The organism is Escherichia sp. E2661 (genome assembly GCF_004745185.1).
Taxonomy (GTDB): Bacteria; Pseudomonadota; Gammaproteobacteria; order Enterobacterales; family Enterobacteriaceae; genus Escherichia.
Window position 1 is genome coordinate 108,496 of sequence record NZ_PDIG01000033.1, and the last position, 12,342, is coordinate 120,837.

11 protein-coding genes and 2 pseudogenes are annotated in these 12,342 nt (G+C 51.3%); 5 read left to right on the forward strand and 8 right to left on the reverse strand.

What is annotated here, in order from left to right; genetic code table 11:
* The first annotated feature begins 11 nt into the window (after positions 1–11).
* The 4 genes from menB (at position 12) to pmrD (ending at position 3,559) form a co-directional block, all read left to right on the forward strand.
* Complete coding sequence (menB, locus tag CRI63_RS16360) at positions 12–869, forward strand: 1,4-dihydroxy-2-naphthoyl-CoA synthase (protein WP_000639996.1); 858 nt, start codon at positions 12–14, stop codon at positions 867–869.
* Positions 869–1,831 (forward strand): o-succinylbenzoate synthase, encoded by a 963-nt coding sequence (gene menC, locus CRI63_RS16365; RefSeq protein WP_135520121.1) that lies wholly within the window; start codon positions 869–871, stop codon positions 1,829–1,831. The genes menB and menC overlap by 1 nt, the downstream gene beginning before the upstream one ends.
* Positions 1,828–3,183, forward strand: a complete 1,356-nt coding sequence (menE, locus tag CRI63_RS16370; protein ID WP_135520123.1) for an o-succinylbenzoate--CoA ligase — start codon at positions 1,828–1,830, stop codon at positions 3,181–3,183. Before menC ends, menE begins: the two co-directional genes overlap by 4 nt.
* A gap of 109 nt (positions 3,184–3,292) precedes the next feature.
* Positions 3,293–3,559, forward strand: coding sequence for a signal transduction protein PmrD (pmrD, locus tag CRI63_RS16375; RefSeq protein WP_135489031.1), 267 nt, complete (start codon positions 3,293–3,295; stop codon positions 3,557–3,559).
* On the opposite strand, the gene arnF is transcribed toward pmrD, so the two are convergent.
* From arnF to arnB, 7 genes and pseudogenes are all read right to left on the reverse strand, one after another.
* The gene (gene arnF, locus CRI63_RS16380; RefSeq protein ID WP_135520125.1) at positions 3,553–3,939 is read right to left on the reverse strand and encodes a 4-amino-4-deoxy-L-arabinose-phosphoundecaprenol flippase subunit ArnF; all 387 of its coding nucleotides are present in this window, start codon (positions 3,937–3,939) and stop codon (positions 3,553–3,555) included. The two genes, pmrD and arnF, sit on opposite strands and share 7 nt — an antisense overlap.
* Entirely contained in the window at positions 3,939–4,274 is a 336-nt protein-coding gene (gene arnE / locus CRI63_RS16385; protein WP_135487493.1) for a 4-amino-4-deoxy-L-arabinose-phosphoundecaprenol flippase subunit ArnE, read from the reverse strand. Before arnE ends, arnF begins: the two co-directional genes overlap by 1 nt.
* Positions 4,271–5,924, reverse strand: a pseudogene (gene arnT / locus CRI63_RS16390) (lipid IV(A) 4-amino-4-deoxy-L-arabinosyltransferase). The gene arnE and the pseudogene arnT overlap by 4 nt, the downstream one beginning before the upstream one ends.
* A pseudogene (gene arnD / locus CRI63_RS16395) lies at positions 5,921–6,815 on the reverse strand (4-deoxy-4-formamido-L-arabinose-phosphoundecaprenol deformylase). Before arnD ends, arnT begins: the two co-directional pseudogenes overlap by 4 nt.
* Positions 6,812–8,764: a bifunctional UDP-4-amino-4-deoxy-L-arabinose formyltransferase/UDP-glucuronic acid oxidase ArnA gene (gene arnA, locus CRI63_RS16400; protein WP_135520127.1), complete on the reverse strand. Its 1,953-nt coding sequence runs from the start codon at positions 8,762–8,764 to the stop codon at positions 6,812–6,814. Before arnA ends, arnD begins: the two are co-directional and overlap by 4 nt.
* 30 nt (positions 8,765–8,794) lie before the next feature.
* Positions 8,795–9,763, reverse strand: coding sequence for an undecaprenyl-phosphate 4-deoxy-4-formamido-L-arabinose transferase (gene arnC, locus CRI63_RS16405; protein ID WP_130221923.1), 969 nt, complete (start codon positions 9,761–9,763; stop codon positions 8,795–8,797).
* A gap of 3 nt (positions 9,764–9,766) precedes the next feature.
* Positions 9,767–10,906 carry a UDP-4-amino-4-deoxy-L-arabinose aminotransferase gene (arnB, locus tag CRI63_RS16410; RefSeq protein ID WP_135520129.1) on the reverse strand — a complete coding sequence of 380 codons (1,140 nt, stop codon included), beginning with the start codon at positions 10,904–10,906 and terminating at the stop codon, positions 9,767–9,769.
* Between the two features lie 318 nt (positions 10,907–11,224).
* Between arnB and ais the strand changes: the two genes are divergently transcribed.
* The gene (ais, locus tag CRI63_RS16415; protein ID WP_130217014.1) at positions 11,225–11,827 is read left to right on the forward strand and encodes a lipopolysaccharide core heptose(II)-phosphate phosphatase Ais; all 603 of its coding nucleotides are present in this window, start codon (positions 11,225–11,227) and stop codon (positions 11,825–11,827) included.
* Between the two features lie 38 nt (positions 11,828–11,865).
* Here ais and nudI read toward each other — a convergent pair whose 3' ends face one another.
* Positions 11,866–12,291, reverse strand: coding sequence for a nucleoside triphosphatase NudI (nudI, locus tag CRI63_RS16420; RefSeq protein WP_130221921.1), 426 nt, complete (start codon positions 12,289–12,291; stop codon positions 11,866–11,868).
* Positions 12,292–12,342: the final 51 nt, after the last annotated feature.

Consider the following 12,342-nt stretch of genomic DNA (forward strand, 5'->3'; position numbering starts at 1 on the left):
AAGGACACAATATGATTTATCCTGATGAAGCAATGCTTTACGCACCGGTTGAATGGCACGACTGTTCCGAAGGTTTCGAGGACATTCGTTATGAAAAATCCACCGACGGTATCGCAAAAATCACCATTAATCGTCCGCAGGTGCGCAATGCCTTCCGTCCTCTGACGGTAAAAGAGATGATCCAGGCGCTGGCGGATGCCCGTTATGACGACAACATCGGCGTGATCATTCTGACTGGCGCGGGCGATAAAGCGTTCTGCTCCGGCGGTGACCAGAAAGTACGTGGCGACTACGGCGGCTATAAAGATGATTCCGGCGTACATCACCTCAACGTGCTGGACTTCCAGCGTCAGATCCGTACCTGTCCGAAACCGGTTGTCGCGATGGTGGCTGGCTACTCCATCGGCGGCGGTCATGTTCTGCACATGATGTGCGACCTGACTATCGCGGCAGATAATGCCATCTTCGGTCAGACTGGCCCGAAAGTCGGTTCCTTCGACGGCGGCTGGGGAGCTTCCTATATGGCTCGCATCGTCGGGCAGAAAAAAGCGCGTGAAATCTGGTTCCTGTGCCGTCAGTACGATGCAAAACAGGCGCTGGATATGGGCCTCGTGAACACCGTGGTGCCGCTGGCCGATCTGGAAAAAGAGACCGTCCGCTGGTGTCGCGAAATGCTGCAAAACAGCCCGATGGCGCTGCGTTGCCTGAAAGCTGCACTGAACGCCGACTGTGACGGTCAGGCAGGTCTGCAGGAACTGGCGGGTAACGCCACCATGCTGTTCTACATGACGGAAGAAGGTCAGGAAGGTCGCAACGCTTTCAACCAGAAACGTCAGCCTGATTTCAGCAAATTTAAACGGAATCCGTAATGCGTAGCGCGCAGGTATACCGCTGGCAGATCCCCATGGACGCGGGGGTGGTTCTGCGCGACAGGCGGTTAAAAACCCGCGACGGGCTGTATGTTTGCCTGCGTGAGGGCGAGCGTGAAGGGTGGGGGGAGATCTCCCCACTGCCGGGCTTCAGTCAGGAAACCTGGGAAGAGGCGCAAAGTGTGCTGCTTGCCTGGGTAAATGACTGGCTGGCAGGTGATTGCGAGCTACCACAGACGCCTTCCGTCGCCTTTGGCGTGAGCTGCGCGCTGGCTGAACTGGCAGATACGCTCCCGCAGGCAGCAAATTACCGTGCTGCACCGTTGTGTAATGGCGATCCGGACGATCTGATCCTCAAACTTGCCGATATGCCTGGCGAGAAAGTGGCGAAGGTCAAAGTGGGATTGTACGAAGCCGTGCGCGACGGCATGGTGGTCAATCTTTTGCTGGAGGCAGTTCCGGATCTGCATTTGCGTCTTGACGCAAACCGCGCCTGGACGCCGCTGAAAGGCCAGCAGTTTGCCAAATACGTTAACCCGGATTATCGCCACCGCATCGCGTTTCTCGAAGAGCCGTGCAAAACCCGCGATGATTCGCGTGCGTTTGCCCGTGAAACCGGCATTGCCATTGCCTGGGATGAAAGCCTGCGCGAGCCGGATTTTGCCTTTGTGGCGGAAGAGGGCGTGCGTGCGGTGGTGATCAAACCCACGCTCACGGGCAGCCTGGAGAAAGTCCGCGAGCAGGTGCAGGCGGCGCACGCGCTGGGGCTGACGGCAGTGATCAGTTCTTCCATCGAGTCGAGCTTAGGCTTAACGCAACTGGCGCGGATTGCTGCCTGGTTAACGCCAGACACCATTCCGGGGCTGGATACGCTGGATCTGATGCAGGCGCAGCAGGTTCGTTGCTGGCCGGGTAGCCCGCTGCCATTAGTGGAAGTTGATGCACTGGAGCGGCTGTTATGATCTTCTCTGACTGGCCGTGGCGTCACTGGCGGCAGGTGCGGGGAGAAGCCATTGCCTTACGTCTTAATGACGAGCAACTCAACTGGTGCGAGCTTTGTGCTCGCGTCGATGAGTTAGCCTCAGGCTTTGCGGCGCAGGGTGTGGTTGCGGGCTGCGGCGTAATGTTGCGGGCGTGGAATACGCCACAAACGTTGCTCGCCTGGCTGGCGTTACTGCAATGCGGGGCGCGGGTGCTGCCCGTGAATCCACAACTGCCGCAACCGTTGCTTGAGGAATTGCTGCCAAATCTCACTCTGCAATTTGCGCTGGTGCCGGAAGGGGAAAACACGTTTCCGGCGTTAACGTCGCTGCACATTCAGCTGGTTGAAGGCGCACATGCCGCTGCGTGGCAGCCGACGCGCCTGTGCTCAATGACATTGACCTCCGGCTCCACTGGCTTGCCAAAAGCCGCAGTTCATACTTATCAGGCCCATCTTGCCAGTGCCGAAGGGGTGTTATCGCTGATTCCATTTGGCGATCACGATGACTGGCTGCTCTCTTTGCCGCTGTTTCACGTCTCCGGTCAGGGAATTATGTGGCGCTGGTTATACGCTGGTGCGCGGATGACGGTACGCGATAAACAACCGCTGGAGCAAATGCTGGCAGGCTGTACTCACGCATCGTTGGTGCCGACGCAGCTCTGGCGTTTGCTGGTTAACCGTAGTTCAGTTTCCCTGAAAGCGGTGTTGCTTGGCGGCGCAGCGATCTCGGTCGAGTTGACGGAACAGGCGCGCGAGCAGGGGATTCGCTGCTTTTGTGGCTATGGTCTGACGGAGTTCGCTTCCACGGTTTGCGCGAAAGAAGCGGACGGCCTGGCTGACGTAGGCTCGCCGCTGCCCGGTCGGGAAGTGAAAATCGTTAACGATGAAGTGTGGCTGCGGGCTGCCAGTATGGCAGAAGGCTACTGGCGTAACGGGCAACTGGTGCCGCTGGTGAATGACGAAGGCTGGTACGCCACGCGCGATCGCGGTGAGATGCATAATGGCAAGCTGACCATTGTCGGACGTTTAGACAATCTGTTCTTCAGTGGTGGCGAAGGCATTCAGCCAGAAGAAGTCGAACGTGTGATTGCCGCACATCCTGCGGTTTTGCAGGTGTTTATCGTTCCCGTTGCCGACAAGGAGTTTGGTCATCGTCCGGTAGCGGTGGTGGAGTATGACCAGCAAAGCGTTGATCTTGGCGAATGGGTGAAAGATAAGCTGGCCCGTTTTCAACAACCGGTGCGTTGGCTAACGCTGCCGCCTGAATTGAAAAACGGAGGCATTAAGATTTCACGTCAGGCGCTAAAAGAGTGGGTGCAACGCCTGCAATAATTAACCATCCGTTTCACTTCTCATTTTTACCATTCCATTGCCATTGATAATGAGTTTATATGTTAATCTGTAAATTAATGTGAAAATTCTTATCTGACAGGGAGGTACAATGGAGTGGTTAGTAAAAAAGACGTGTTGCGGCGTGGCGAAAAATCGTCATGTATTGGTCCTTAGTGATACCAGTGGTGCTCTCAAAATGATTGCCGAAGTGTGCAATGATGTCATTGTTCAGCCTGGCGATTTACTCTCACCGCTACAGGATGCTATGTACTGTATTAACCGGGATACACAACGCACAATTAAAGTTATTGATGCCCGAAGCTACAGTGGCGAAGAGTGGGAGAATGTACGCAAAATGGCCAGAAATCGTCAGTGATTTTTATTTCGAACTGGCAGGAAAATCAGCGTTAATCCACCCATAATACAGGCCACTCCAAGCAGTGCCTTCACAGAAAAAGTCCCTTCCCAGCCGGGAAGTACTATTGATGCAATCCATACCAGTACATAACTCACACTCAGCAAAGTATAGGCTTTGCTGAGTGTGAGTTGATGAAGTGTTTTGTACCAACAAAAAACGGAAAGCAGATAACCCAGTAGCCCGATCAACAGCATCCGGACATCCAGGCCAAAAGCCAAAAGCGCAGCGATAAAATCCCACAACTGCGTCATCGGTGGTAGATGACTTGCCGCAAAACCCAGGCTTAATTGCGCAACTGAGGCAATAATGACGCTGAATAATCCCCACATCAGGCCCATTACACCGTACTCCCGAGGATCACAATGCCACCAATAATGAACGCCACCCCACACCAGTGACGAAAAGACACTGGTTCGTGCCACAGTTTTATCGCAGCCAGCGTCACCCAGACAAAATTCAGACTCAACATTGGGTAAGCAATGCCTACCGGTACGTTCTGCAATACCAGCAACCAGAGCAGCATTGCCAGCCCCAGACAAACCAATGCCAGCCCCAGCCACAGCGCGATATGTTTACGCCGTTTGTTTATCGCCACAAAGCTCGTCGCCTGTTTCTGGCAGAGTTGCCCGGCAACACTAAGCAAGCTGGCAAACACTAATATCAGCCAGATCATTTAGGCCGATACTGAAAGAGCACCAGACGTCCCTGATGATCGGTGGCGTCTGCAGGTGGAATGGGGAGACTGTTAATGTCTTCATCGTGGTCAACCGAAAGTACGAGAGTAATAATCCCCTCCTGACGATGCTTATTAAGCCAGTTGGCGAAATCATCACCGCTGACAAATCTGCCTTTCGCATCCGGGTAGTTAAGGCCATATTTCAACTCACCCGTCTGACGATACATGATGATGTCATTGCGTTGCAGACTCCATGCCAGACCTGCGGCAACGCCGACGCTATCAGTAAGAATATAGCGGCTCGGCTGAAGTGATTCTTGCGTCATCTCGACAAAAAAATTGCGGATGTTTGCCTTCCATGACTCTGTCGGGGATCGCAATACCCACGAGCAACGCCAGCCCCAACGGGCAAAGTGCCGCAAAAGGCCAGTTTTTTTCAATGTTCGTTAATGTGTACCAGCCGAAAAATGCCCATAGCGAAAAAATCGACCATGCGCAAAAGACTTTATAGATTTCGAAAGTTTGCCAGACTGGCGTACTCATTGGTCCCCAGGGAGAGACTACAAACGTGGCAATAATGCCAGTGACGCCAAATGCGATATTGATCCAGCCATTAATCCGCAGCGCCAGAGGATTATTTTTTGCTGCCTGCAACGCGTAATACGCCATCAACATCGCTAAAGGCGCAAAGCAGGAGAGAATATAGGTGGGTAATTTGCCTTTGGCGATGGAGAAAAACAGCAGTGGCATCACCGTCCAGCTCAACAAATAGACGGTTGCGGAATGATTGCGGTTTTTCCAGCCAGCACACAGTGCGCCGGGGAGTAATCCCAGCCATGGCAGGCTACCGGCAATGATGACAGGCAAGTAGTACCAGAACGGGGCTTTATGTTGGGCATCATCCATCGCAAAGCGTTGAATATGCTCAACCCAGAAAAAATAATGCCAGAAGTCAGGCTCCCGTTGCGCTATTGCTAACCCCCAGGGGAGAACCGTCAGTACACAACTGATGATTGCCAGCCAGCCGTAAATAAAGAAATCTTTCCAGCGTTTTTGCGTCGCCACCCATGGCAGCACGCTTAATACCGGCACGGCGAGGGCGAGAAAACCTTTGATCATTACCCCCATACCGCAGGTGATTCCCAGCAGTAAAAATCCCGCGCTTTTGCCTTTCCACGTTTGCGCATCCATTGCCAACCAGAAGCTACACATTCCCGCCACCAGCCAGAATGCAATAAACGGATCGAGCACGGCGTAAGTGCCGATGGCGTAGACAATAAGCAGCGAGAGATAAATCACAGCGGCGAGTAATGCCAGACGTTTATCGCGCCATAAGCGCAGAGTAAACCAGGTCACCAGCGCGGCGGTTAACAGGGTCGCAAAGATAACGCCTGCCCGAACACCAAAGTTATTCGCGCCAAATAACCATTGCCCAATGCTGTTAATCCAGTATCCGGCAATGGGTTTTTCGAAATAACGTAGCCCTAACAGATGGGGCACAATCCAGTCGCCGGAAGCCAGCATTTCCCGACTGATTTCCGCATAACGCGTTTCATCAGGTTGCCAGAGCAGGCGATAATTAATCGGCAAGAGATAATAGACGGTAATAAACGCAAAGAATACTGCGTAATAGCGAATGGATTTCATGGACGAGTTCCCGCAACTTGTTGGCAACCCAGCCAGCCTTCACGTCCAGCGATTCTTCCACGCACCACATGTCCGAGCGGCAACGTCTCCGGCAGCAGCTCGCCTAATGGACAAAACGTAATGCCTTCACGGGCGGCACGCTTCAGGAGATCAACAAAATCAGGATGATAAGCACAACCTTCAACTTCAGCATGGATGGTATAAACCGGCGTCCCTTTATCTCGCAGGATGCGGTTGAGTAGCCAGCCGTTAAAATCTTGCGCTTTCACATCCCGGCCAATCACTTCATCCCAGGTAGGTAATGTCACTGGAATTTGTGCAGTGCCAGGTTTTCCTGATTCGAGCAAGGGACGAAACGGCATGGCCCCACGACAATCGCTGTTGTAGCGCAAATGGAACGCTTCTTTTGCTTCGATCACCTGTTGGTCGGCACGCCAGCCAGCGGCAGCGGAGCAGGTTATCGGTTGGCCGATAATCTCTTCCAGGGTGCGAAGGCCGCGTGCAATATCGTCGACCATCGTTTGCCGATCCCAGTTGCCGCTATGGGCTTGCCAGGCGTGGTGATCCCAGGCGTGCAGGCCGACTTCGTGGTATTTAGCCGCTTCACGAATGATATCGGCATTGGCATGACCAATCTCTTTTCCTGGCCATGCCGTACCTGCCAGTAAAATATCCCAGCCATAAAGCGATGCCGCGTTTGAGCGCAGCATCTTCCACAAAAACTGTGGCTTCACCAGTCGCCAGAGATGGCGGCCCATATTGTCCGGGCCGACGCTGAAAAAAATGCTGGCCTGAATATTATACTTACTTAAGGTTTCCAGCAGACGTGGCACCCCTTCGCGGGTGCCACGAAAAAGTATCGACATCAATACGTAAACCTACTTTGGTCATGATGACTTATCCGTAAGATCGACAGTGCGCAGGAAGAAATCCAGCGTTTCATCGATGGTTTCCTGCATATCAATTTTCGGTTCCCAGCCGAGGCAACGGCGGGCATTGCGGATGCTCGGTTTACGATGCTCTACGTCCTGATATCCTTTGCCGTAGTAGCTGCTACTTTCTACCACGCGAAAGCCCGCAAACGGTGGGAAGTGATGGCGCAGCGGATGTTTTTCGAAGCTCGCCAGCAGCATCTCGCCGAGCTCTTCAATACTCGCTTCGTTATCAGGATTGCCAATGTTGATAATTTCGCCGTCGCAGCGATTTCCCGCATTTTCGATAATGCGGTATAACGCTTCGATACCATCCCGAATATCAGTAAAGCAGCGTTTTTGTTTTCCGCCATCAATCAGCTTAATCGGTGAACCTTCCACCAGATTGAGAATGAGTTGCGTAATCGCGCGTGAGCTACCAATTCGCGCCGCATTAAGGTTATCCAGTCGTGGCCCCATCCAGTTAAACGGGCGGAAGAGGGTGAACTGCAACCCCTCTTTTTCGCCATAGGCCCAGATGACCCGATCAAGTAATTGTTTTGATACTGAATAAATCCAGCGTGGTTTATTCACCGGGCCGACGATTAAATTAGAATGGTCCTCATCGAAGTATTTATCGCTACACATCCCATAAACTTCTGAAGTCGACGGGAAGATGATTCGCTTACGGTACTTCACGCAATAACGGATAATGCGCAGATTCTCTTCAAAATCGAGTTCAAATACGCGTAGCGGGTTGCGGGTATATTCAATCGGCGTGGCTATCGCCACCAGCGGCAACACGACATCACATTTTTTGACGTGATACTCAATCCATTCGGAATGAATGCTGATATCGCCTTCAACAAAATGAAAATGCGGATGATTCAGAAAACGGCTTATCGCGTCGCTGCCAATATCCAGACCGTAAACTTCATAGTGATCTTCGCGCAGCAGGCGTTCTGTCAAATGGTTACCGATAAAACCATTTACCCCGAGGATCAACACCCGGGTACGGCGTCGGGTGGCGCAGGCAGGCTGGCTATTCAAGCGTGAACCTTGCACCAGGCCCAGCGTCTGGGCTAATTGTGAGCCTTGCATGGTAATGCCGTCGCCCGCCTGTCCGGTGACGATTTCCAGCGCGCCATCGCCACAGGCAATCAGCAACGGCGCAACAGAAATCACGCTTCCCGGCTGTGCTGTGGATGTATGAGGATGTACGCGTGACGACCAGACGGTAAATTTTTGATTACCAACATAGCTGAAGGCACCCGGCCACGGATCGGCGACGGCGCGGACCATGTTATGCAATACGGCTGCCGGTTTGTGCCACTCGAGGAAGCTGTCATCCGGCGTTCTGCGACCAAAACAGGTGGCTTCGTTCTCGCGTTGGGCTATTTCCAGAATCTTACCGTGTTTAATGGCGGGTAACGTCTGTTCCAGCAACTGACGCGCGGCATGGCACAATTTATGATGCAGCGTAATGGCGATATCATCTGGCGCAATGGCAACGCGCAGTTGGGCAACAATGGCCCCGGCATCGGCACGTTTAACCATTCGGTGCAATGTAACGCCCGTTTCCGTTTCACCGTTCACCAGCACCCAGTTCAGCGGCGCGCGACCACGATATTTTGGTAACAGCGAACCATGCAGATTAAATGCACCTGCGGGAGCGAGCTGTAAAATCTCATCGCTAATGAGATGGCGATAATAAAAAGAGAAAATCACCTCTGGTGACAGTTGGGCAATGCGTTCCACCCACAGCGGATGATTAATGTTATCCGGCGCGTAAACCGGAATGCCTTTTTCCGCCGCCAGGCGGGCCACCGAACCATAAAAGGCTTTTTCGCCAGGATTATCAGTATGGGTAAAAATGGCGCTAATTTCGTAACCGGCAGCCAGCAGGGCTTCAATACCGAGGCATCCCATATCGTGGTAGGCAAAAAACGACGGTTTTCATTATTCATTTTCCTTGCTGGATGGACGGATAACTTGCTGAACAAAATAGCGGGGGCGGGCGCGGACATCGGTGTAGATCCTGCCAATATATTCACCGAGCAATCCCATGCCGATAAACTGAGCGCCAATAAAAGTAAACAGCACGGCAAATAGCATAAAGACGCCTTCTGCCGCCCATTGTGGTCCGAAGGTCAGGCGTAAAATCACCAGCAGTACCGCAATGCTGAACCCACCAATCGCAATCACGCTGCCGAGAAGACTCAGCATACGTAGCGGTGTGGTCGTGAGGCAGGTCACCAGGTCGTACATCAAATTAATCAGGCGCATAAAACTGTATTTAGATTCGCCATACTCACGCTCGGCATGATGCACCGGAATTTCAATAGCGCGGCGAGCGAAGATATTCGCCAGAATCGGGATAAAGGTGCTGCGTTCATGGCAGTGCAACATGGCATCGATAATATGACGGCGATAGGCGCGTAACATACAGCCATAGTCGCCCATCGCTTTGCCGGTGGTGCGCTGAATAAGTCGGTTAATCATCTTCGATGCCGTTTTACGAAACCAGGTATCCTGGCGATTCTGGCGCACAGTACCCACTACGTCGTAACCTTCATCGGCTTTTTCTACCAGACGGGGGATCTCCTCTGGCGGATTCTGGAGATCGGCATCGAGGGTAATAATTAAGTCGCCGGTAACGTGACTGAAACCTGCCATGATCGCCGAATGCTGTCCGTAATTACGATTAAGCAAAATAGACACGATGTGGCTGCCCTCTGCTTGTGAGGCATCGACGAGCATTTGTGCGGAATTATCGCTACTGCCGTCATCAATCAGCAGGATCTCATACTCTTTCCCCAGCGTTTCGCAGGCTGCGGTGGTGCGCCTGATTAATTCCGGTAAGCTTTCCTGCTCGTTATAAACGGGAATAACCACCGAGACTTTCTTAACAGGGTGGATTTCAAACATGGCTTATTGTCCTGCGAGTTGCTGAAGGGCAGCGATGACGCGGTCGGCATCGGCGGTGGTCATATCTGGAAAAAGCGGCAACGAACAGATGCGTTCGCTGTTCCATTCGGTATTCGGTAACGACAGCGTGGGAAAACGCTCGCGATAATATTTTTGCGTGTGAGCGGCGCGGAAATGTAATCCGGTGCCAATGCCTCTTTCTTTTAACGCTTCCATCAACGCATCGCGACTGATACCACAACGTTGTTCATCGACACGAATAATAAACAGATGCCAGGCGTGAACGTGCGGCCAAGCGGGAAGGCTTAATGGCTGAAAGGGGAGAGCTGCCAGTGCTTGCTGATATTGCAGGGCAATTTCCCGACGACGGGTGTTGAGTTGCTCTAATTTGGCTAACTGTGTCAGGGCAATCGCGGCGTTAATATCGGTCAGATTGTACTTGTAGCCCGGCGTTAATACTTCTGCCTGCGGCGCGCGGCCCCAGGTTTGTCTGTCATATGCATCGACGCCCAGACCATGAAATTTCAGCATACGTAGCTGGCGGGCGAGGTTTTCATCATCAGTAACAATCAGGCCGCCTTCTGCACAGGTAATATTTTTGATGGCGTGAAACGAAAAAATAGCAGTACCTTTCGCACCAATATGTCGGCCTTTGTAATACGTACCGACGGCATGGGCGGCATCTTCAATAACCGCGATACCGTAACGTTCGCCAATGGCACGAATGGCGTCAATATCTGCTGGCGCACCGGCATAATGCACTGGAATGATGGCTTTGGTACGCGGCGTAATGGCTGCTTCGATCGCTTCAGGCGTGACCATCAGCATATCGCGATCGACATCTACCATTACCGGCGTAGCGCCCAACAAAGAAATCATATTGAGGGTTGATACCCAGGTCAGAGAAGGCGTGATCACTTCATCGCCAGCACCTATCTCCAGCGCCATCAGCGTGATATGCATTCCGGCTGTGGCTGAACTGACCGCGATGGCATGTTGATTTCCCGTCAACTGGCAAAAGGCTTGTTCAAGCGCCTGATTCTTCGGACCTGTGGTGATCCATCCAGATTCGAGAACATCTTTAACCGCAGTGAGTTCTTCCACACCCATTGCCGGACGTGAAAAGGGCAAAAAATCTGACATTATTATTCCTTCGGCCATTGAATACTTTCCCCATCTATTCACTAATATTTGTTATAGGGAGCGTTATATGTATTTTGCCATTTGGAGTGAAATTCTAAGGGTAGAATATTAATTTAACCTTAAGGAACTAATATAGTACTTAAATATTATTTTTTTTCGTTTTTTTAGCTTATTCGGGCTTTTCATTTGACAAGATTTAAGGCATTTTGCGTGCATCGTAATGTTTTAATACTATCCCCAGCCCCTATTTGTCGGTGAAAATATTATTTGTTTTCACGGTCATTTAGCGGGCTACGCGTGTCTATAGGTGGAGCTTAGGTGTTAGCTTTTTGTCGGACTTCGATGAAGTCTAAAAAATATATCTTCATTTTACTGGTGCTTGCTGTAATTGCCGGGTTGGGTAGTCATGCTGCCTGGAGTAGCAATGGGTTGCCACGAATCGACAATAAAACGTTGGCCAGGCTGGCGCAGCAGCACCCGGTGGTGGTTCTGTTTCGCCATGGAGAACGCTGCGATCGTTCCTCCAATCAATGCTTGTCAGACAAAACAGGTATTACGGTAAATGGCTCTCAGGATGCGCGTGAACTGGGTAAAGCCTTCAGCGCAGATATCCCTGATTTCGATCTTTATTCCAGTAATACCGTTCGGACTATTCAGTCGGCAACCTGGTTTTCTGCGGGCAAAAAACTGACGGTAGATAAACGACTGTTACAATGTGGTAATGAGATTTATAGCGCAATTAAAGACTTACAAAGTAAAGCGCCTGATAAAAATATTGTTATCTTCACCCACAACCACTGTCTGACGTATATCGCGAAAGATAAACGTAACGTGACATTTAAACCAGATTATCTGGATGGACTGGTGATGCATGTGGAAAACGGTAAAGTTTTACTGGATGGGGAATTTGTCAATCACTGATCTTTGAATCTGACAGCCAGTAATGGCTGTCATCACTATCACAGAAGACCCTTCAAACGTAATGTTTTCTGGGTAGCGACATTTAAATCGTATTGCGCCAGATCTTCTGGTTTTACCCACGCGTATTCCTGAAACTCTTCGTTTATTTTCACTTCACGGTTGGCAGAAACGCAGTCAAAGATCAGGTAAATCATATAAATCTCTTCCTTACGACCATCTGCATACGTCTTAGTGCGAATGTCATCGCTGAAAGTCCACGGAGTTATGTCAGTAAGAATCAGTTGCTCGCCTAACTCTTCTCTGATTTCACGGCGTAATGCTTCTTCAATACGTTCGCCAGGTTCCACGCCACCACCCGAAAGCGCCCATTGACCCGGGAAAACGCCGCGATCGTCAGCCATTTTGCATAGCAGATAAGCACCATCATTTTGAATCAAAGGGCAAACAATAGTCCGTTGTCGCACAGGGATGTTCCTTATAATCGAAAATAAACCAAGAGAATACGGCAACTCATA